The organism is Pedobacter terrae (assembly GCF_900100705.1).
GTDB lineage: Bacteria > Bacteroidota > Bacteroidia > Sphingobacteriales > Sphingobacteriaceae > Pedobacter > Pedobacter terrae.
In genome coordinates this window covers 216,205-237,392 of record NZ_FNCH01000009.1, presented here as the reverse complement: position 1 = coordinate 237,392, position 21,188 = coordinate 216,205, and the positions used below count along the sequence as shown (strand labels likewise).

Below are 21,188 nucleotides of genomic sequence, written 5' to 3'. Positions count from 1 at the left end.
CTGTTGTGGAGAGTTCACCCTGTTCAATCTCGAAAACAATCTGATGTTTAAGGGATAAGGAATAGTCCTTTTGGGTACGCTTTTGGTAACCCGAATTTATAATAATTGTCATAACGATTTATTTTTGTATCGCTATTTCAGGACTAGACATTATAAGACATAAAAAAACCTTTCAGTATTGCTGAAAGGTTTTTTATCGTTTTAAATTCTAGTACTCGTCCTCGTTAAAGAAAAAGTCTTCTTTGGTTGGGTAATCTGGCCAAATTTCCTCAATGGTTTCATAAGGTTCGCCATCATCTTCTAATGCCTGTAAGTTTTCTATTACTTCTACCGGGGCACCAGAACGGATACCATAATCAATTAATTCGTCTTTAGTTGCAGGCCATGGTGCGTCTTCCAGGTGCGATGCTAATTCTAATGTCCAATACATATCGTCAATTCAATTAAATTCCTGTTCTTAATTATTGCGCAAAGTATATTAAAATTTTTGAGCAAAACAAACTTATTTTTCCACTTTACACCCTCGGAATCCAAATGTTTTCTTCCGCATTAAAATATACGGTCAGTTTTCGTGCCAAAACGAATAGATAATCGCTTAAGCGATTCAAATAAATGGTTACACGTTCATCTACAAAGCTATTTTCTGCAAGTGCTACTGTCAAACGTTCAGCCCTTCTGCAAACGCAACGTGCAATATGGCAGTAAGAAACGACGGTGTTCCCGCCAGGTAAAACAAAATGTTTTAAAGCAGGAAGCTTTTCGTTCATCAAATCCATCTCTTTCTCCAACAAGGTGACGTCGGCTTCATGCAAATCAGGAATCTTCATTTTAGATGTATCCGGGTCTGCCGCCAATGATGCGCCAATGGTAAATAACCTATCCTGAATTTCTTTTAAAAGCTTCTGATCGTGCACGTCAATGTCCTGACACATGATTAAACCGATGTAAGAATTTAATTCATCAACAGTTCCATAGGCTTCAATACGTAAATGATATTTAGGAACGCGGGTACCACCTATTAAAGAAGTTTGGCCCTTATCGCCTGTTTTAGTGTAGATTTTCATACTGGAATGGTTAAAGGTGAAAGGTTTAAGGTTTAGGGTTTTCAAAGCCTTACGCCCTACACCTTATGCCATTAACCTCAATTGATTTTCTCCCAATCGCTGCCGGTCTCTTTCAATGCCTGCAAGCGAGGGGATACATTTTTTATATCTGTATTTAAATAATCATTTTCAATCAAACCATCACGCATGCGTACAATACGGTGGGCATGTTGCGCAATATCTTCCTCATGCGTAACCAGAATGATGGTATTGCCTTTACTATGAATTTCTTCTAACAAACCCATAATTTCAATTGAAGTTTTGGTATCTAAGTTACCGGTCGGCTCATCGGCTAAAATAATAGAAGGATTATTGATCAAAGCCCTGGCTACAGCTACACGTTGGCGCTGACCACCTGATAATTCATTAGGCTTATGGTCCATACGGTTGCCCAAACCTACATTTTCCAGTGCTTTGGAAGCCCTTGCGTCCCTGTCTTTTTTACTTGTTCCGGCGTAAATTAAAGGTAAAGCAACATTATCCAATGAGGTAGAGCGTGGCAATAAATTGAAAGTCTGAAAAACGAAACCGATTTCTTTATTGCGAACTTCAGCTAGTGCATCATCACTCATCTGACTCACATTTGTTCCATTTAAAATATATGTTCCGCTTGATGGTGTATCCAGGCAACCTAAAATATTCATTAGGGTTGATTTACCAGAACCAGAAGGGCCCATCAACGCTACAAATTCGCCTTTATTGATATCTAAAGAAACTGATTTTAAAGCGTGAATCACTTCAGATCCAATAACATATTTACGGCCAATTTCTTTTATAGTGATGAGTGGTTTCTCCATGTTTTTTCTTTTTTAGACAAGCGAAGCGGGTAAGATGTTACAAGGGCATTAAAAATTAAGCAAATGTCAATCTTAAAGCTGTTATATTGAATTCGATAGCTATCGAGTCATCATCATGATACCTTTTTATTTTTCAATAATTTTTGGTACCATGAAAAATTGGTCGGTGTGCTTTGCAGCATTTTTCAAACCATCAGCGGTCGTTATTTCCTGCCTAACTACATCTTCCCGCCAAACATTTACCGATTCGTTCATATAAACCAAAGGTTTTACGTTTGAAGTATCCAATTCATTTAACTTTTCCATGAACGATAAAATTTTATTCATTTCAGGAATCAAGGTATCTACCTGTTTTTCATCAATATGAATTCGGGCCAGATCGGCTATTTTATGGATGGTTTTTGCGTCTAAATTCATATCTATATCAACTTGCTTTCAATCAATCTGTAAACCTTTTCTTTCAATACATCTGCATCAACATCAGCCAAGGTTGATGTATTAATCGGTTTGTGAACGTAAATATCGCAAATTCCTGGCTTACTTCCATATTTTGCACCGTCATCCCAGTTAATTTTCCAAACATCTGTAATGCTTACGGGTACCAAAGGGATGTTTTTATCAATAGCTAAACGGAACGGGCCATTTTTAAATTCACCTAACTTTGGTGGATAATGGTTATCAATTTTACCCTCCGGGAAAATAATCAGGCTCATCCCTTTCTCCAGGTTTTCGCCAGCTTTTTTAAAAGCCTTAAAGGCAGAAATCTTACTGTCGCGGTTTACAGAAATATCGATGGTTTTAAAAAAAATACCTAATACCGGATTTTTTAGCAGCTCGTCTTTACCCATAAAGTGAAATTTGCCATGACCCATAATGCAAAAAATCATGATGTCCAGATTGGACGTGTGATTTGCACAGTAGATATAGGTTTGTTTGTGATCGAGTTTTTCTTCGTATCGATAACGAAAAAAAACACCTGAAAAAAGACTACATAAAAAGCTGTTGGCCTTTCTAAAAAAATTCAGAATACTATAATATTTTTCATTACGGGAGGTAATATAATATAAAGGATAGAAAAGCGCGAAAAAAAACAGTATCCAAAATAGAAACCATATCCGGTGTACTTGTCTTAGAAAGTTGATCATAGATATACCAAAAATAGAAAATTGTTTGAAATTCCAAACTAATTTATCAGTTGGCAATTTTTAGTTGCCAGTTATCATTTGGCAGCTTGCAGCTGCACTGCGCGCAGTTCATAAACCTTATTGCAGTGAATAGCCCGGAGTGAGGCACGAGCGAGGACTAGGAACGGAAAGAAGGACTGAAAACTCCGATGAAATATTGGCTTTCATTTCCAAATCAGAAATATATTCTTATGGTCTTGAGGTCATAACCACCAAAGGAATTGTTCGTATAGATCTCTCCACTACGCTGCGCTACGGTCGAGAGGACGATTTTAACTGTAAAATTCCTCTTGAAAGGACGACCGCTTGACTAGGAATTTTGATTTGATAATACTAGTGGCTCAAAACGGCGCCATGCTTGCAGAAACCTTTATTTAATAAACCTTATTGCAGTGAATAGCCCGCAATCCCGATTTTTCATCGGGAGAGGACTAGCAACGGAAAGAAGGACTGAAAACTTCGATGAAATACTGGCTTTTATTTCCAAATCAGAAATATATTCTTATGGTCTTGAGGTCATAACCACCAAATGAATTGTTCGTATAGATCTCTCCACTACGCTGCGCTACGGTCGAGAGGACGATTTTAACTGTAAAATTCCCCTTGAAAGGACTACCGTGGCTGAAAACGGCTCCATGCTTGCAGAAACCTTTATTTAATAAACCTTATTGCAGTGGATAGCCCGCAAGCGAGGAACGAGAGAGGACTAGCAACGGAAAGAAGGGCTGAAAACTCCGATGAAATACTGGCTTTCATTTCCAGATGAAGAGAGAAATATCACTTTGTGGTTGGTGCGACACCGACTATTGAAAAACAACGAAAGGAATACCATAAGGTTGTCGGTGCGACACCAGCCACCAGAATAAACCCTGATCAGATGATGGTTTCAAAAAATCTTCCCATTAAAATTTAAGCGATTTATGATTTGCTTGCATTTTATTTTTAATTTCGTGCCATTATGAAAGAAACAGTGGTGAGCGGTATCCGTTCAACAGGAAAATTACATTTGGGTAATTATTATGGCGCAGTTAAAAACTTCGTTCAAATGCAGAACGACTATAACTGTTACTTTTTTATCGCCGATTTACATTCTTTAACTACACACCCTACTCCAGCCGATTTGCACGGAAACATTAAACATGTTTTGGTTGAATATCTGGCCAGTGGAATAGATCCGGAGAATAGCACCATTTATATACAAAGTGATGTACCCGAAGTTGCAGAGCTATATTTATACCTCAATATGAACGCTTATATGGGTGAATTAGAGCGCAGCACTTCATTTAAAGATAAGGTACGTGCCAACCCTGATAACGTAAATGCGGGCTTATTAACCTATCCGGTATTAATGGCTGCTGATATTTTAATTCACAAGGCTACCAAAGTACCTGTTGGAAAAGATCAGGAGCAACACTTAGAAATGGCCCGTACTTTTGGAAACCGTTTCAACAGGTTATACAATACAGAATATTTTCCTGAGCCTTATGCTTTTAGCTATACGGATAAATTGGTTAAAGTACCAGGCTTAGATGGCAAAGGTAAAATGGGCAAATCAGAGGGCGAAGCCAATGCGGTTTACCTTTCAGATGACCCTGAAACTATTCGTAAAAAAGTAATGAGAGCGGTTAGTGATGGTGGTCCGACGGAAGAAAATCAACCAAAACCTGAGGCGATCCAGAATCTTTTTGATTTGATGAAGGTGGTATCGAGTGAAGATACGCATCAGCATTTTGATGAGCTGTACAATAAAATGCAGATCCGTTATGGCGATTTCAAAAAACAACTGGCAGAAGATATGATTATTGCAACCGCACCGATGCGTGAGCGCATTCAGGACATTGCAAAAGATGATGCCTATTTAAGACAAGTGGCTAAACATGGTGCTTTAAAGGCTCGTGAAAGTGCACAAAAAACGATCAGAGAGGTTCGTAGTTTAATCGGGTTTAAAAGTTTTTAATTATTTAAATAGATTTGAGCGGTGAGAAGCTAGATTTGAGATAGATTATTTATTTCAAAATCTCATACCTCATATCTCATATCTCATATCTAACAAAGATGCACATAGCAATTGTAGGAAATATAGGTGCCGGTAAAACGACCTTAACAGGCTTGTTAGCCAAGAATTATGGATGGGAAGCTTTATATGAGGCTGTGGACAATAATCCTTATCTGGAGGATTTTTATAGCGACATGAAACGCTGGAGCTTTAATCTTCAGATTTATTTCCTGAACAGCCGTTTTCAGCAAATTACTGATATTGAAGTTAATAAACGCAATGTCATTCAGGATAGAACCATTTATGAAGATGCACATATCTTTGCAGAAAACCTTCATGATATGGCGCTCATGACGACCCGCGATCATGATAATTACAGGGCTATTTTTGATAACATTACTTCTTTTATTAAACCACCAGATTTATTGGTTTACCTTCGTGCATCGGTACCTACCCTGGTGAACAATATCCAACGCCGTGGTCGTGAATATGAAGCGGGAATCCGCATCGATTACCTTTCTAAGCTGAACGAAAAATACGAAGCCTGGATTAAAGGATATAAACTCGGCAAGTTATTGATTTTGGATAAAGATAAACTAGATTTCACCAACAATCCGGAAGATTTAGGTACGGTAATCCAGTCGATCGAGGCGGAGATTAACGGTTTGTTTTAACCCCCAGCCCCTAAAGGGGAGTTGAATTCATCATAAATGGTTTAACTATTAATGCGATAAATATGCAAAAAGATTTCGGGCATGAAAATCCAGAAAATTGGAAATGGGGTACTTTTTATTTCAATAAGAAAGATTCCAGATTAATTGTTCCCAAACGTGTAAAATTGCTTGGCTGGACATTTAATTTCGCTCATCCTGTATCTTTTATCATTATTGCATTGATCTTTATATTTGTTTTTTATCAATTCTATCGCAACAATATATGATCGATAAAAATTTAAAGTCCCCACTTGGGGATTTAGCGGTTATAGGCATTATTCCTGCACGTTATGCCTCTACCCGCTTTCCGGGGAAACCATTGGTTGATATTGCCGGGAAAACGATGATTCAGCGGGTGTATGAGCAGGCTGCCAAATCAAAAAGTTTATCGAAAGTAGTGGTTGCTACCGATGATGAGCGGATTGCTGATGAAGTAAAAAGATTTGGTGGCGAATTTGCTTTCACTGCTGCTCACCACCAAAGCGGAACCGATAGATGCGCAGAGGTAATTGAAACGTTAACCGGATACGATATCGTTATTAATATCCAGGGCGATGAGCCTTTTATAGAACCTGCCCAGATCAATTTGCTGGCCAGCTGCTTTAATGAAGAAAAAGTACAATTGGCTACGTTAATCAAATCTATCCAAAGTCAGGAAAGCATTTACAACCCAAACAGCCCAAAAGTGGTGATTGATGTAAACGGACGTGCCATGTATTTTAGCCGTAGCCCGATTCCTTTTATCAGAAATGGCGAACCGGGTGTATGGGCAGAAAAGCACCAGTTTTACAAACACATCGGTATATATGGCTACCGCACTGAAGCCTTAAAAGCCATCACCAAATTACCGCCTTCTTCGCTAGAAATTGCCGAAAGCCTGGAGCAATTACGCTGGATTGAAAATGGATTTTATATCCAAACAAAAGTAACTGATTTAGAGACAGTTGCAATAGATACTCCAGAGGATTTGTTTAAGTTGAATAAGCTATTGAAAGCGGAATGAGTTTATCAATTCCGTCCTGCTGATCCGATAACTATCGGATCAGCAGGACGTATGGATTCAAACTAATTCAAGGTAAGTTCCATCTGTATATTGCAGCGTTCATATGGCGTGGGCTTACCTGCTACTTTTTGGAAACCCAGCTTATGGTAAAGATTAATCGCCGGTTTTAAAATGGTATTGCTTTCCAGGTAGATTTTAGATGCACCTAATGATTTTGCTTTTTTAATAATCGCATTTGCCAGCAGAAATCCTAAATTTTTCCCCTGCGCTTTTGGCGATACCGCCATTTTAGCTAATTCAAAATCATATTCGCCATCATTCATCTTAATGAGTGCGCAAACGCCTAAAGGCTCACCTTCGTAAAGTGCAACCAATATAAAACCTCCTTTATCTAAAATATAACCCTGAGGATCATCCAAAGCTTTGTAATCAGATTCTTCCATGGTAAAATACTTCGAAATCCACTCTACATTTAATGACCTGAATACTTCCTGGTATTTCGGAAGGTAATCCACAATTTCAACCTTTAAGCCATCTCTTTCTTTTTTCTTTTCGGTTACCCTTCTCAATAAAGTTTTTTGCTCCAGTAAAAATTCCCACTCTCCTATTGCTTCCCAAAGTTTATGCTGCGCTTGTGCCGAAATTTCTTCAATGGCAGCGTTTACATCAATAAGCTGATCTTTCAGATCTTCTGAAATTTGTATTCCTTTTTTAGAAAGGCTTACTACATTTCTACGTCCATCGGTTTTGTCTTTACTTTCTTTAACATAACCTTTTTTCAACATCTCGCTAATGATTTTACTCACTGATGGATGAGAATGACCAATGGCTTTAGCGAGCTCCGTAATTGTTTTTTCGTGATCTCTGGCCAATGCATAAAATACCGGAAACCACTTGGGTTGCATATCAATATTATACAACTTATAAATCTGCGCGGCATCCTCAGTCACTTTATCCGTTAACATCCTCAACCTGCTACCAATAGCTACTTTACCTGTTTGTTCAAAAAAATCCATAACAAAAATCAATTACGTAATCAGTTACGCAAATATAATGATTTCATTAATATCTACGATATTTTTTTGTAACCTGATGCTAATATTCGATATTATCGTTTACGCGTCAAAAAGAAAATGCGCTATTATATTTGTATGTGTGTGTGTCCATTGTTGTTTTCACAACACGATCCAGGCTTTTTGATTAAGACTAACAACCTCAATCTGGTAACCAAAGATCTAAAATAGCCGTGTTACTATAAGTTATTCTTTCAGAATTTAAAGGATATTATAAAATATGAACGTGACTAAAACATAAAATTTGTAGTTTTGAATATGAAAAATATATTGCTCTTCGTTGCTGGCTGCATGTTAGCGCTTGTTGCCTGTAATCCAAACGGGAAAAAGGAAAACAATGCCGTTGAGTTTAAAAATGTTAACCAAAGTCTGGCCAAATCATTTTCTGATTTAAAAACACTGGATACATTTAAAATAGAACTTACCGGCAGAAAACCTGAAGAAATGGTATTGAATTTCACCATCAAAAATTCAGGGGGAAAAGAGATTTACAATACCAAAATCAAGGGAACAGAATTGGTGAGCAATACCGACCCCAATGTTGACCTTTCGAAAGAAAAAGACCAGATTATTTTTTTAAAAACCATTGCCGATGATTTTTTTAGCGAGGATAATTTTCTTGAACCTGCAGTAATGCCGGAAGACAAAGCAGATAAGTATACCCCAGACAAAGCACTTTACGAAGAATTAAAAAAATCAGGTTTAAACGGCTTTAAATATCGATTGGGGAAAGAAAACAACGTTTATATTGCCTGGAGTGTAAAAGAGAAGAAAGTTAAAATTTATTATAAATGTTGCTAACGTAGCTCATGCACAATTATATATTCAAAAAGCTTTTTAATTGATGTTTAACTAAAAGATTTTTAGTAATTCAATAGCATTTATTCTTTACTTCCGTTCGGTTTCAAATTACCAGCACAAAAACAGTTTGATTCCCAAACAATATAAAACTTAAATTCCTTCCCGTTCTATTTTTAGCCAGCCAGATAACCTCAGTTCGATTATTGATATTCCCTTAAATGTCTACTCCAGACTTTTTTTGTTCACAGCCATCACCCCTGACCTTTAGCGAAGCAGAAATCTATTCCGTAAACCGAACCTCAAGCGAGCTCACCAAAGGTAATTGAGCTCAGCGTTTATCCAGCAGAAAAGATGCTGACCACGAAGTAGCTTCAGGGCAATTTAAAATATCATCTTTACTTGTAAAAATATTGCGAGTATTTTAGATAAACTAATCAAATAGTTGTATTTTCACGCACCTTAGCCAAACAACTATTTATAAACGTTTCTCTTCAGATGCTCAAAAATCTATTTGCCGTTTTCATATTTTCGGTATTATTTCTTCCTGTTTTAGCTCAAAAAGCCAGTATTAAAGGTACTGTAGTCGATACTGTAGAAAAAAAGAATCTCTCAAACAGTTCAATAGTGCTTATTAACAGCAAGGATTCCATTCTGATTAAAGATATCAGGGCAAAAGCAAATGGCGAATTTGAGCTGGCCAACTTAAAAAAAGGCAGTTATACTTTGGTTATCACCTACCCTAAAATGGCCGATTATGTCAGAGATATCAGGTTGTCAGATTCTTCAAAGTTTAATTTGGGCAGTATTGCAATGGATAGTAAAGCCACACTTTTGAATGAAGTGACAATTAAAGCGCAGAAGCAAGCCATTAGCATGAAAGGCGATACCATAACCTACCAGGCAGATAGTTTTGCAGTAAAACCACATGCCAACTTACAGGATCTGTTAAGGCGGTTACCGGGAATTGAAGTAGATAAAAACGGCGCCATCAAAGCTGGTGGTAAAGATGTAAACACCTTATTGGTAGATGGGGAGGAATTTTTCGGGGATGATCCCCTACTGGCTTCGAAATATCTAAAGGCAAATGCGGTGAACGAGATAGAAGTGTATGATAAAAAGAGTAAAAATGAAGAGCTGACGGGCATTAAGGAGGAAGACTCCAAAGAAAAGGTGATTAATGTGAAGCTAAAGGAAAATGCTAAAAATGGCTATATCAGCACCGCAGAAGCGAGCGGTGACCTGAACAAATACCGCAACGTGGGTGCTATGGCTGGAGTTTATAAGGGGAAGATGAAAGTAGCCGCTTTCGGTTTCAATAACAACATCAGTACAGAATCTAAATCCAGCAATGCCATGAGCCGCCTGAAGGGTGATGAATATGATGTGATCCAGGTTGGTGATGATGGCAGCTCCATGATGATCAGCTATGGCAACAATGAGGATGATGATTTCAGGCCTGGAGGCGGCATTCCGAATATCACTACTTATGGTGCTCATTTTTCCAATAAATGGAAGGATAATAAGGTGGGTATGAAGCTGAATTTTAAAGGTGCAGATAACAGTTCATTTAACGAAAGCACCAGCCGTAATGAATCACTGATCCCAAATGGTACGACATTTTTAAGCCAGGGTGCGGGTCGCGAGGAAAACCGCACTACCGGGCAAAGCCTGCGCGGAAGCATAGAGTTGAAGCTCGATTCGCTTTCGAACCTGAAAATTTCTTTCGGGGGGCGCCAGCAACGCAATTCGGCCAACAGTTTCAGTAACAGCGAAACGAAAAACGGACGGGGTATTATGGTGAATAGCAACAATGAAAACGGGGATTCTAACGGCCGAAGCGAAGTCTTCAACGGTAATATTGGATATGTGAAGAAATTCAGAACCAAAGGGCGGATTTTGACAATAGACCTACAGCCGGAAAACAATCGGAATAATAATGAACGGAATAGCCTGAACCAGACTAATCTCTTTGATTCTACGGGTGTAATGCTGACTCCGGATCGCCGGAATTACCTGAATGATGACCAATCCAGTAAAACATCACTTGCTTCACGGATCACTTATACCGAACCCCTGAGCAAAAGAATCTCATTACAGGCAGGCTATAGTTTTAAAACGGTTCGTTCCAGTAGTCAGAAGTATACCTATAACCAGGACCTGGACCGGCAAAAGATTGATTCGTTAAGTAACTTCTTCAAATTCAACAACTTCTCTAATGTGGGGAATGCCGTAATACAATATAAAGGCAAAAAGTTTACGTTAAGGGGCGGAACCCAGGCCATTCAAACCAGCTTTCACCTGGATGATATCGACCGTAACCGTCAGGTGAGCCGTTCGTATATCAACTGGGCGCCTGAAACCAACCTGAGTTATAAGCTGGGACGTAGTGGTAGCATTTCAGTTAGTTATAATGGCAGTACAGATCAGCCGGATATTGAGCAACTGCAACCTTTAAGGCAGGTGAACAGTCCGTTGTACCAGTTAATCGGGAACCCCAACTTAAGGCCATCATTCAACAATAGCTTTAACCTGAACATCAATACTTATCAGCAGAAATCTGAAATTTTTGCCTACAGTTACCTGGGGTATAACTTCGTACAAAATGCGGTATCATCGAGTACAACCGTAGACCAATCCAACAAGACTGTGACCACTTTTGTTAACCTGAATGGTGGAAAAAGCCTTTATGCAGGCGGAAGTATCGGAAAAAATTTCAGCAAGATCCATCTGAATACAAATATGGGTTTCAATTATAATTTTAACGAAGATGTTTCAATCCTGAATAAAGAATTGAATAAAACCAGCCGGAGCAGCATGGCATTAAGGCCAAGGGTGAGTATTTATCATGATAAGTTCAGCCTGGAATACAATATTTCGCTAAACTTTTCCAAAAGCCGTTCCACCATCGGAACGGTGAATGATGGCAGGAACTTCCGCCATGATCATGAAATCTCAGGGAACATCATCCTCCCCTATCATACGGAATTCAATACTTCCGTATCTCTGTCTTACCAGCCAGCCAATGCTTCATTTGCCCGACCGGTGAATATCGCCATCTGGAACGCTTCTATGTCTAAAAGGATGCTAAAGGCAGAAGAAATGGAAATCAAGGTTTCCATTTCCGATATCCTGGGCCAAAGGGTCGGTTATAACCGTTATGTAAATGGGAACAGTGTAGGCGAAAGCACTTACAGCTTTATTCCGAGATACGTACTGGTAGGTGTGGTTTATAATTTAAACGGCAATTTTGTTAAAAATGAAAAGAAATAATATCGGTTTTTTTTGCCTGATCTTTAGTATATGCTTAAGCATTCAGCCAGCTTGTGCGCAAATGGTGTTCATCAAGAGCGCTAAAATTACTTTTGAGAAAAAGGTGAACATTAAAGAGGGACTTGCCAATAACCAATGGCTGAGTGATGAGGTTAAAGAGAAAATGGGTAAATACCGCACCACCAACTTGGAATATAGTTTTAACGACAGCGCCTCGATTTACCGGGCTAAACCAAAGGAAAGTTTAGGTGATAACGCTTTCTTCTTCAGTTCTGACAATACGGATGAGCTGTTTACAGATTTTACAAAAAGCAACCGTGTGAAAAGAAAAAGTATTATGGGTGATGATTTCATTCTGAAGGATAGTATCCCGCGGCTGAAGTGGAAAATCATGCACGACCTGCGCAAAATTGCGGGTTATGAATGCAGAAAGGCTATCGCTACCATCAATGATACGGTTACTGTAGTGGCTTTTTATACCGATGAGATTTTGCTGAAAGGTGGTCCTGAAGGGTTTACTGGTTTACCTGGCATGATATTGGGTTTGGCCATACCTCGGTACAGAACCACCTGGTTTGCCACTAAAGTGGAAGCGAAAAACGTTCCGATCTTAAACATTGCTCCGCCAACAAAAGGGAAAAGAACAGACACGGAAAAAGATTTCAAAAAGCTGTTTGATCTTTACACGCGTTATGATGATAAAAAGAGCCCAAGAAAGATAGAAGATGTTAAAAAAGAACTTTATTCATTATTTCTTTAATCCAGCATTTTCGCTAAAACTATCAATATCAGCAACATAATACAATTAAAAAATATTCTGTCAAGTATCCAAACTGGCGATAATTTTTTTGTACCTTTGTATCCCGTACAAAAACAATTAACAAGGTTCAAACAGCCTGGTTAATATCACAAATTATCAATCATGACAAAGTATATTTTTGTTACGGGCGGTGTAACTTCCTCTTTAGGTAAGGGCATCATTTCCGCATCTTTAGCTAAACTTTTACAGGCACGTGGCTACCGTGTAACCATTCAAAAATTCGATCCGTACATTAATATCGATCCAGGAACATTAAATCCTTACGAACATGGCGAATGCTTTGTGACTGAAGATGGTGCCGAAACAGACCTGGATCTTGGTCATTATGAGCGTTTTCTTAACGTAGCAACTTCACAGGCAAATAACATTACTACCGGCCGCATTTACCAAAACGTAATTAGCAAAGAACGTAAAGGCGAATATCTGGGCAAAACGGTACAGGTTGTTCCACATATTACCGATGAGATTAAACGCAACATGCGCATTTTAGGCGAAAGCGGCGAATACGATATTGTGATTACTGAATTGGGTGGTACAGTTGGTGATATTGAGTCTTTACCCTTTATCGAGGCTGTACGCCAATTTAAATGGGAAGAAGGCAGTACCAATGCCATTGTAATCCACCTAACCCTGGTACCTTATTTAGCAGCTGCAGGTGAATTAAAAACCAAACCTACACAACACTCGGTTAAAGCATTATTAGAATACGGGATACAACCGGATATATTGGTTTGCCGTACCGAGCACCACTTGGGTGCTGACCTAAGAAAAAAAATTGCATTATTTTGTAACGTTAACATCAATGCAGTAGTCGAATCGATGGATGCATCTACTATTTATGATGTGCCATTGTTGATGTTAAAAGAACAACTGGATAAAACGGTTTTATCGAAATTAAAACTGCCGACCAAAAACGATCCGGATATGGAAAGCTGGAAGGATTTCTTAGGCCGTTTGAAAAACCCAACAGCTGAAGTAAAAATCGGCTTAATTGGTAAATATGTAGAGTTACCGGATGCTTATAAATCTATTATCGAATCTTTTGTACACGCAGGTTCGAAAAATGAATGTAAGGTTAGAGTAGAATATATCCACTCTGAAGGTATTTTTCCAGACAACGTAGAAGAGAAATTGGGTCATTTACAAGGTGTTTTAGTGGCACCAGGTTTTGGTAGCCGAGGTATTGAAGGTAAAATTGATGCCATAAAATACGTTCGTGAAAAAAACGTGCCATTCTTCGGAATCTGCCTGGGTATGCAATGTGCGGTGATCGAGTTTGGCCGTAACGTTTTAGGTTTAAAAGACGCCCACACAACAGAAATTGAAGAGAATTCTACAAATCCGGTCATCAACATGATGGAAGAACAGAAAAAAATAACCAATAAAGGTGGCACCATGCGTTTAGGTTCTTATCCCTGCGATATTAAAAAAGGCACAAAAGCATTTTCTATTTATGGCAAATCACATATCAATGAGCGCCATCGTCACCGTTACGAATTTAATAACGCTTACTTAAAGCAATATGAAGAGGCAGGAATGATTGCTTCAGGTATGAATCCACAGACTAATTTAGTTGAAATTGTGGAGCTAAAAAACCATCCGTTTTTCGTTGGTGGACAGTTTCACCCAGAATTAAAATCAACAGTTGCTAATCCTCACCCACTTTTTGTTAAATTTGTCGCCGCTGCAATGGAGTTTGCAAAAAAGAAAACGAATTAAAAAGCAGTACATACATAAATAATGGATAGAAATACCTTTACAGGACTGTTCCTGATTATGATCATTTTGGCAGGATCATTCTACTTTTTGAAGCCTAACGAGGCCGAAATAAAAAAAGCCAAAGAAACAGAGCGTTTAGATTCTTTGAAAAAAGCCGGTATAACACCCGCACAAAAAGATACCACCAAAACAGTAGCAATCGCTAATCCAGCTGTAGATTCTTTAACCTTAAAAGGTCCTTTTGGCACCGCTTTAACGGGTACTGAAGCCAATACGGTTCTGGAAAACGAAAATTTATTAATCACTTTAAGCAATAAAGGTGGTAAAATTACATCTGTTGAAGTTAAAGGGCAAAAAACCTTTACCGGTAAACCACTTATTTTATTTGCGGGTAGCGAAAACAAGTTTGGTTTAAATTTAAATGCAGCTGGTAAGGTAATTAATACCAATGATTTATATTTTACTTCGACAAAAACAGGTAATACGGTTACCATGCGTGCCAACTACGGCGCCAATGCTTACGTAGAATATGTTTACGATTTAAAAGCCTCGAGTAACAAAGTAGCTTTCAATGTTAATTTAGTTGGTTTACAACAGGTAATTGCAGGTAATACTATTGGTTTAAATTGGTCGACAATCTTACTACAACAAGAAAAATCAATTGAAAGCGAACACCGTTACTCTGCACCTTACTATAAATATTTAGATGGCGACGTAAATCATTTGAGCGTTTCGAAAGACGAAAAAGAAGAATTATCGAAAGGTAAAATCCAATGGTTCTCTTTCAAACAACACTTTTTCTCCGCCTCTTTAATCTCGAAACAGGCTTTCGAAAAAGGAAGTTTAGAAGTTAAAATCCCAACAGCTCCTGGTGAGGTGAAGTTTTATGATGCCAATATGCAATTGCCATATGCACATACCGCAAATCAGGTTTATGAAATGGAATTTTATTTTGGCACTAATAAGTTCTCTACCTTAAAAGCACAGGGTTATGATTTAGAGCAACAGGTTGATATGGGGTACTGGCCTTTAAAATACATTAACCGCTTTATTGTATTACCGGTATTTAATTTCTTAAATAGCTTTGGCTGGAACTACGGTTTAATCATTCTGGTATTAACCATTTTGTTAAAAGTTGCTTTATCGCCGCTTACTTACAAATCGTACCTTTCAATGGCTAAAATGCGGGTATTGAAACCAGAAATGGATGAAATTAAGGCTAAAGTAGGCGAAGATAACCCAACACTGGTTCAACAGGAGTATTTAAAATTATATAAAAAGGCCGGCGTAAATCCTCTGGGTGGATGTTTGCCAATGGTACTACAATTGCCTTTGGTAATGGCCTTCTTTTTCTTCTTCCCGAACCTATTTGAGTTACGTGGCGAAAGTTTCCTTTGGATGAAAGATTTATCAACCTATGATGAGTTTATTAAATTTGGTGTAAAAATTCCTTTCATTGGTGATCACTTAAGTTTAATGTGTGTATTGATGACCATCTCTACCTTAATTATGACTTATTTTAATAACCAGGTTTCTGGTGCCACCGGGCAGATGAAATACATCGGTTACATTATGCCAATCATTTTCTTAGGCGTGTTAAACAGCTATCCTGCCGGATTAAACTATTATTATTTCCTGGCCAACTTAATGACTTTCGGACAGCAGTTCCTGATCCGTAAAATGGTTGACGATGAAAAAATCCATGCTTTAATCCAACAGAACAAAGCGAGACCAGCTGATGAGAAAAAGAAAAAATCTAAATTCCAACAACGTTTAGACGATTATATGCGTCAGCAGCAACAAGCTAAAAAGTAATTTTGCTTTAATGATATAAATACCCTCGACTGCTTAATGTAATCGGGGGTTTTTAGTTTAAAGGGGCATGGAGCAATGTGCGTAGAGCTTAGTGTTGAAATAAAAAATCGTCATCTCTAAGCGTAGCGAAATGCCAGCATTTGCGGAAAGGATGCCCATACAGGCAGGGAGAGATCCGTTTAATAGATTTAGCTTCGCTCGAAATGATGGTATATACAGCGCGTTATATATTTCAGATAATCACAATAAAACCATTTCTATTGTAATATTTGGTATACAAGTTTCCTAATAAGCCAAAAATTTCCAATTTTAGAAGATTAAATCTCAACCAACAAACTAATTCATTTAAAATGCAAAAGAGACTAACTGTTATTCTGTTTTTCGTTGTCAGCATTGCCTATGCACAAAAGAAACCTTTAAATCACTCGGTATATGATACCTGGGAATCTGTAGGCGCTAAGCAACTATCAAATAATGGTCAATGGGCAATGTACAGCATCTTACAACAAGACGGTGATGCACGATTATACCTAACAAATATTAAAACGAATAATAAGATTAATATTCCCAGAGGGATGAATGCGCAATTCAGCAACGATTCGAAATTCGCGGCTTTTAATATCCGTCCGCTTAATAAAGATCTACGCCAGGCTAAAATAAAAAAGAAAAAGCCTGATGAATTACCAAAAGATTCGTTGGGGATTGTCAACCTCACAACTAATGCAGTTATAAAAGTACCAAGAGTAAAATCATTTAAGTTTCCGGAAGATGGTACTGGCGTACTAGCCTATTTAAACGAAAAGCCTGATACCGCACAAAAAGCAACGAAACCAGCTGAAAAAAAAGATGGTGAAACAGATTTTGCTGATGATGAACCTGCCGGAAAAACTAAAACAGAAGAAGGAACAGATTTGGTTGTTAAAAATCTGATTATAGGAACAGACAAGACCTATAAATTCGTTACTGATTATTATTTCAGTAAAGATGGCAAACAATTGATTTTTACTTGCAGTGGATCTAAAAAAGACAAAATGGCTCCTCAAGGGGTATTCTTACTCAACACAGAAAAAGGCATCTTAAAAACACTGATTAAAGGCAAGGGAAGTTTCAAAAACTTCACTTTTGATGAGGAAAGCGAACATGTGGCCTTTGTAGGGGAACAAAGTCCGGAAAAACAGGAAATAAAAAATTACAATATCTATTATAACTCTTTAACAATTGATACCGCACAGATTCTGGTTGATTTTGATATGCCAGGACTACCTGAAAAATGGTCGGTTAACGGTGATGGTAAAATTACTTTTAGTAAAGACGGTAAGAAATTGTTTTTCGGCATATCCCCTATCAAGAAACCAAAAGACACCACTATTGTAGATTTTGAAGTGGCAAAAGTTGATGTCTGGAATTATAAAGACGATTATTTGCAGCCTATGCAGCTTAAAAATGCAGAAAAAGACAGCAAAAAAAGTTATTTATCGGTAATTGATGTTTATAGTAGTGATCCAAAAGTAATCCCATTAACAGATGTTAAATTACCTGAAGCCAATATCATTGCTGAAGGTGATGCAGCACAGGTTTTGGCTTCAACTGATTACGGGCGGCGGATAGAATCGCAATGGAGCGGTTCAACTTCAAAAGATTACTACCTGGTTGACACGAAGAATGGCCAGAAAAAGAAAATTATCGAAAACCTTAACGGCTATGCGCTGGCTTCGCCAGCAGGAAATTATATCCTTTACTTCGATCGGAAATCGGGCAGTTGGAACACCTATCAAATAGCAACAGGAAAGGTTACGGTTTTAACAGCTGGTTTAACAGAAAAATTTGTTGATGAAGAAAATGACGTACCTGATTTACCTTCTGCTTATGGCTTAGCTACCTGGATTGAGGGTGATAAAGCTGTCCTAATTAACGACAAATATGACATCTGGTCGTTCTCGCCTGGTGGAAAATCGGCACCTAAAAACATAACCGCCGGTTTTGGAAGAGCGAACAACATTACTTTCCGTTACGAAAACGTAAAGCCAGACAAAATAGAAAGAAATGCCAATAAATTTGTTAAAGCAAACGAGTTGGTTTGGTTATCTGCTTTTAATAACCTAACCAAAGAAAATGGTTTTTACCGCACCAACGTAGGTTCTACCAAAGCACCTGAGCTGGTTGTAATGGCAAAATTTAAATATGCTAACCTGACGAAAGCTAAAGATGCTGATTTATATATCTATGATAAAGCCAATTATGTGGAATCGCCAAATGTTTATATCACTACTGATTTCAAAACCGAAACCAAATTAAGCAATACCAATCCTCAGCAAAAAGACTATAATTGGGGTACAGCAGAACTGGTTAAGTGGACTACGCCAAAAGGTTATAAAGCTGAAGGTATTTTATACAAACCAGAAAATTTCGATCCAAATAAGAAATATCCGATGATTGCTTATTTCTACGAAAAACTAACGGATGGTTTATACACCTACCAGGCGCCTGCTCCTACTCCCTCCCGTTTAAATATTTCTTACTTCGTAAGTAATGGCTACCTAGTATTTGCACCAGATATCAGCTACGAAGCTGGTCATCCAGGAAAATCAGCAGTTGAATATATCAATTCAGGTGTAGAAAGCCTGAAAAAAAACAGTTGGGTAGATGGTAATAAAATTGGTATTCAAGGTCAAAGCTGGGGAGGTTACCAGGTGGCTTACCTCATTACGCAAAATAATATGTATGCTGCTGCCTGGGCGGGTGCACCTGTAGTGAACATGACTTCTGCTTATGGTGGTATCCGTTGGGAAACCGGTATGAACCGTCAGTTCCAGTACGAGAAAACACAAAGCCGTATTGGTGCAACACTTTGGGAGAAACCAGAATTGTATATCGAAAATTCTCCGTTATTTATGCTTCCGAGGGTAAATACTCCAGTTGTGATTATGGCAAACGATGCAGACGGAGCTGTGCCTTGGTACCAGGGTATTGAAATGTTTACTGCATTACGCCGTTTAGGTAAACCGGTTTGGATGTTAAACTATAATGGTGAAGCGCATAACCTGGTTCAACGGCAGAACCGTAAGGATATTCAAATCCGCGAACAACAATTTTTTGATTATTATTTAAAAGGTGCAAAAGCGCCAGCCTGGATGACCAGTGGAATTCCGGCTACCGAAAAAGGAAAAACCTGGGGTTTTGAATTAACAGACGATAAGCCGTAGTTAGTCCGAAGTCAGGAGTCCAAAGCTAAAAAAGTCCATATCTAGTAGCACGTTAACTATTAGCTATGGACTTTTTTGATGGCAAATATTTTATCGTCGAATAAATCTATCTGCTGGCTGACTATCCTCCTGAGCATCAAAGATGATGATCTGATAGGCACTAGCCTGACTTTAAACTAAGGATTACAGGTTCAAGACTAAACTATGAATTTTCGACTAAAAAAGGTATTTTAACCCCTTCAAATAAAACTTAACAATCCTAATGGCATTAAGCAGAATCTGGTCGGCATTTATTATTGTGGCTATCGTTGTAGCAAGTATTAAATGTTTCTTTTTCGGACATAGCGATATTTTTAACTGGATGGTAATCGGGAAATCATCCGATCCTTTAAATCCCTTAAAATTAGATGGTATTATAGAAACCTGCTGGATTGCAGTTGACCTTTGTATCAAATTAGTGGGAACATTGGCTTTATTTATGGGTTTAATGAGCATTGCAGAAAAAGCAGGTGGTATCCGTTTGTTATCCAGAATTATTGGTCCTTTCTTTTCTAAACTTTTTCCCGAAATTCCGAAAGGACATCCTTCTATGGGGCATATGATCATGAATTTCTCTGCCAATTTATTAGGTTTAGATAATGCGGCCACACCATTCGGTATAAAAGCGATGGAGAGTTTGCAAGAGTTAAATCCCAATAAAGACGTGGCGAGCAATTCGCAGATTATGTTTTTATGCCTGCACGCCGCCGGTTTATGTCTAATACCGGTGAGTGTAATCGCCATCAGGTCAACTCAGAATGCGCAAGATCCTACCGATATTTTTATCCCCTGTTTAATTGTAACCTTTGTTGGTACCATGGCGGCCATGCTTATTGTATCTTTTAAACAAAAAATAAATTTACTGCAACCCGTGATCATTACCTGGGTATTAAGTATCTCAGCAGTTATTGGTTTACTGGTTTGGTATGTGAGCAAACTAAATGCAGAAAGCATCAAATCATTTTCAGGTTTATTAAGCGGTGGAATCATTTTATTGATCTTTTTATTGATCGTATTAGGTGCGCTATATAAAAAAATAGATGTTTTTGATGCGTTTATTGAGGGCGCCAAAGGTGGATTTGAAACCGCATTGAAAATTATCCCCTATCTGGTTGGTATTTTAGTTGCGGTGAGCATGCTGAGAACCAGCGGGACTTTTGATGTGATCATGAGCGGGATTAAAAACATGTTTATATATTTTGGAGCTGATACCAAATTTGTTGATGCATTACCCACAGCCTTAATCAGGCCGCTAAGTGGTGGTGCCGCCCGTGGCATGATGGTGAGCACCATGATTTCGAGCGGGCCAGATTCATTTGCGAGCAAACTTTCAGGTGTTTTTCAAGGTGCTTCTGATACTACTTTTTACGTGGTTGCAGTTTACTTCGGTGCTGTCGGGATAAAGAACACACGTTATGCTATCGGCTCGATGTTATTGGCTGATTTGGTTGGGGTGTGTACGGCTATAGCGCTCAGTTATATGTTTTTTGCATAGTTTGATTTATTCGTCATTAGTATATTATTTTCTTTTTCATCAGTACGAAAGGTATTTATATATCGGGTCAGTATTTTTTTGATAGCGAATGGACATCAGGCCTATTAACTACGGCTGCAGTTTTCGTTTCTTCTCCGTTTAAAGATTCTTCATTGCA

General features: G+C 38.2%; 17 protein-coding genes. 11 read left to right on the top strand and 6 right to left on the bottom strand.

Annotated features, from left to right (window positions below; translation table 11 throughout):
• Nucleotides 1-208: 208 nt before the first annotated feature.
• The 5 genes from BLR60_RS13570 to BLR60_RS13550 all read right to left on the bottom strand — a co-directional run bounded on the left by BLR60_RS13570 (nucleotide 209) and on the right by BLR60_RS13550 (nucleotide 3,045).
• Nucleotides 209-430 carry a DUF2795 domain-containing protein gene (locus BLR60_RS13570; protein ID WP_010603503.1) on the bottom strand — a complete coding sequence of 74 codons (222 nt, stop codon included), beginning with the start codon at nucleotides 428-430 and terminating at the stop codon, nucleotides 209-211.
• Between the two features lie 85 nt (nucleotides 431-515).
• The gene (locus tag BLR60_RS13565; RefSeq protein WP_090500696.1) at nucleotides 516-1,064 is read right to left on the bottom strand and encodes a cob(I)yrinic acid a,c-diamide adenosyltransferase; all 549 of its coding nucleotides are present in this window, start codon (nucleotides 1,062-1,064) and stop codon (nucleotides 516-518) included.
• Between the two features lie 77 nt (nucleotides 1,065-1,141).
• Nucleotides 1,142-1,900, bottom strand: coding sequence for an ABC transporter ATP-binding protein (locus BLR60_RS13560; RefSeq protein WP_090500694.1), 759 nt, complete (start codon nucleotides 1,898-1,900; stop codon nucleotides 1,142-1,144).
• A 126-nt stretch (nucleotides 1,901-2,026) separates the two neighbouring features.
• Nucleotides 2,027-2,317 (bottom strand): Asp-tRNA(Asn)/Glu-tRNA(Gln) amidotransferase subunit GatC, encoded by a 291-nt coding sequence (gatC, locus tag BLR60_RS13555; protein ID WP_090500691.1) that lies wholly within the window; start codon nucleotides 2,315-2,317, stop codon nucleotides 2,027-2,029.
• A 2-nt stretch (nucleotides 2,318-2,319) separates the two neighbouring features.
• A complete protein-coding gene (locus tag BLR60_RS13550) occupies nucleotides 2,320-3,045 on the bottom strand; it encodes a lysophospholipid acyltransferase family protein (RefSeq protein ID WP_090500690.1) in 726 nt (241 codons plus the stop codon).
• 997 nt (nucleotides 3,046-4,042) lie between these two features.
• On the opposite strand from BLR60_RS13550, the gene trpS reads away from it, so the two are divergent.
• From trpS to kdsB, 4 genes are all read left to right on the top strand, one after another.
• Nucleotides 4,043-5,041, top strand: coding sequence for a tryptophan--tRNA ligase (trpS, locus tag BLR60_RS13545; RefSeq protein WP_090500688.1), 999 nt, complete (start codon nucleotides 4,043-4,045; stop codon nucleotides 5,039-5,041).
• Between the two features lie 98 nt (nucleotides 5,042-5,139).
• Nucleotides 5,140-5,754, top strand: a complete 615-nt coding sequence (locus BLR60_RS13540) for a deoxynucleoside kinase (RefSeq protein WP_090500686.1) — start codon at nucleotides 5,140-5,142, stop codon at nucleotides 5,752-5,754.
• A 62-nt stretch (nucleotides 5,755-5,816) separates the two neighbouring features.
• Nucleotides 5,817-6,020: a DUF5808 domain-containing protein gene (locus tag BLR60_RS13535; protein ID WP_090500684.1), complete on the top strand. Its 204-nt coding sequence runs from the start codon at nucleotides 5,817-5,819 to the stop codon at nucleotides 6,018-6,020.
• Nucleotides 6,017-6,796 (top strand): 3-deoxy-manno-octulosonate cytidylyltransferase, encoded by a 780-nt coding sequence (gene kdsB / locus BLR60_RS13530; RefSeq protein WP_090500682.1) that lies wholly within the window; start codon nucleotides 6,017-6,019, stop codon nucleotides 6,794-6,796. The genes BLR60_RS13535 and kdsB overlap by 4 nt, the downstream gene beginning before the upstream one ends.
• Before the next feature lie 62 nt (nucleotides 6,797-6,858).
• Here kdsB and BLR60_RS13525 read toward each other — a convergent pair whose 3' ends face one another.
• Complete coding sequence (locus BLR60_RS13525) at nucleotides 6,859-7,812, bottom strand: bifunctional helix-turn-helix transcriptional regulator/GNAT family N-acetyltransferase (RefSeq protein ID WP_090500679.1); 954 nt, start codon at nucleotides 7,810-7,812, stop codon at nucleotides 6,859-6,861.
• 315 nt (nucleotides 7,813-8,127) lie between these two features.
• Here BLR60_RS13525 and BLR60_RS13520 point away from each other — a divergent pair, with 315 nt between their 5' ends.
• The 7 genes from BLR60_RS13520 (at nucleotide 8,128) to BLR60_RS13490 (ending at nucleotide 21,031) form a co-directional block, all read left to right on the top strand.
• Complete coding sequence (locus BLR60_RS13520) at nucleotides 8,128-8,670, top strand: hypothetical protein (RefSeq protein ID WP_090500677.1); 543 nt, start codon at nucleotides 8,128-8,130, stop codon at nucleotides 8,668-8,670.
• A 495-nt stretch (nucleotides 8,671-9,165) separates the two neighbouring features.
• Entirely contained in the window at nucleotides 9,166-11,940 is a 2,775-nt protein-coding gene (locus BLR60_RS13515; protein ID WP_090500675.1) for an outer membrane beta-barrel protein, read from the top strand.
• Nucleotides 11,927-12,700 carry a GLPGLI family protein gene (locus BLR60_RS13510; RefSeq protein ID WP_090500673.1) on the top strand — a complete coding sequence of 258 codons (774 nt, stop codon included), beginning with the start codon at nucleotides 11,927-11,929 and terminating at the stop codon, nucleotides 12,698-12,700. Before BLR60_RS13515 ends, BLR60_RS13510 begins: the two co-directional genes overlap by 14 nt.
• A gap of 162 nt (nucleotides 12,701-12,862) precedes the next feature.
• Nucleotides 12,863-14,479 (top strand): CTP synthase, encoded by a 1,617-nt coding sequence (locus tag BLR60_RS13505; protein WP_090500671.1) that lies wholly within the window; start codon nucleotides 12,863-12,865, stop codon nucleotides 14,477-14,479.
• 21 nt (nucleotides 14,480-14,500) lie between these two features.
• The gene (gene yidC, locus BLR60_RS13500; protein WP_090500669.1) at nucleotides 14,501-16,294 is read left to right on the top strand and encodes a membrane protein insertase YidC; all 1,794 of its coding nucleotides are present in this window, start codon (nucleotides 14,501-14,503) and stop codon (nucleotides 16,292-16,294) included.
• A gap of 350 nt (nucleotides 16,295-16,644) precedes the next feature.
• Nucleotides 16,645-19,497, top strand: a complete 2,853-nt coding sequence (locus BLR60_RS13495; protein WP_090500667.1) for an alpha/beta hydrolase family protein — start codon at nucleotides 16,645-16,647, stop codon at nucleotides 19,495-19,497.
• A 262-nt stretch (nucleotides 19,498-19,759) separates the two neighbouring features.
• The gene (locus tag BLR60_RS13490) at nucleotides 19,760-21,031 is read left to right on the top strand and encodes a nucleoside recognition domain-containing protein (RefSeq protein WP_090500665.1); all 1,272 of its coding nucleotides are present in this window, start codon (nucleotides 19,760-19,762) and stop codon (nucleotides 21,029-21,031) included.
• Nucleotides 21,032-21,188: the final 157 nt, after the last annotated feature.

Bases quoted from the DNA above. Each gene is read 5' to 3' on its own strand.
- BLR60_RS13495 (WP_090500667.1), top strand. From the start codon at position 16,645: ATGCAAAAGAGACTAACTGTTATTCTGTTTTTCGTTGTCAGCATTGCC.
- BLR60_RS13525 (WP_090500679.1), bottom strand. From the start codon at position 7,812: ATGGATTTTTTTGAACAAACAGGTAAAGTAGCTATTGGTAGCAGGTTG.
- BLR60_RS13535 (WP_090500684.1), top strand. From the start codon at position 5,817: ATGCAAAAAGATTTCGGGCATGAAAATCCAGAAAATTGGAAATGGGGT.
- kdsB (WP_090500682.1), top strand. From the start codon at position 6,017: ATGATCGATAAAAATTTAAAGTCCCCACTTGGGGATTTAGCGGTTATA.
- trpS (WP_090500688.1), top strand. From the start codon at position 4,043: ATGAAAGAAACAGTGGTGAGCGGTATCCGTTCAACAGGAAAATTACAT.
- BLR60_RS13540 (WP_090500686.1), top strand. From the start codon at position 5,140: ATGCACATAGCAATTGTAGGAAATATAGGTGCCGGTAAAACGACCTTA.
- yidC (WP_090500669.1), top strand. From the start codon at position 14,501: ATGGATAGAAATACCTTTACAGGACTGTTCCTGATTATGATCATTTTG.
- BLR60_RS13560 (WP_090500694.1), bottom strand. From the start codon at position 1,900: ATGGAGAAACCACTCATCACTATAAAAGAAATTGGCCGTAAATATGTT.
- BLR60_RS13515 (WP_090500675.1), top strand. From the start codon at position 9,166: ATGCTCAAAAATCTATTTGCCGTTTTCATATTTTCGGTATTATTTCTT.
- BLR60_RS13565 (WP_090500696.1), bottom strand. From the start codon at position 1,064: ATGAAAATCTACACTAAAACAGGCGATAAGGGCCAAACTTCTTTAATA.
- BLR60_RS13520 (WP_090500677.1), top strand. From the start codon at position 8,128: ATGAAAAATATATTGCTCTTCGTTGCTGGCTGCATGTTAGCGCTTGTT.
- BLR60_RS13550 (WP_090500690.1), bottom strand. From the start codon at position 3,045: ATGATCAACTTTCTAAGACAAGTACACCGGATATGGTTTCTATTTTGG.
- gatC (WP_090500691.1), bottom strand. From the start codon at position 2,317: ATGAATTTAGACGCAAAAACCATCCATAAAATAGCCGATCTGGCCCGA.
- BLR60_RS13505 (WP_090500671.1), top strand. From the start codon at position 12,863: ATGACAAAGTATATTTTTGTTACGGGCGGTGTAACTTCCTCTTTAGGT.
- BLR60_RS13510 (WP_090500673.1), top strand. From the start codon at position 11,927: ATGAAAAGAAATAATATCGGTTTTTTTTGCCTGATCTTTAGTATATGC.
- BLR60_RS13490 (WP_090500665.1), top strand. From the start codon at position 19,760: ATGGCATTAAGCAGAATCTGGTCGGCATTTATTATTGTGGCTATCGTT.
- BLR60_RS13570 (WP_010603503.1), bottom strand. From the start codon at position 430: ATGTATTGGACATTAGAATTAGCATCGCACCTGGAAGACGCACCATGG.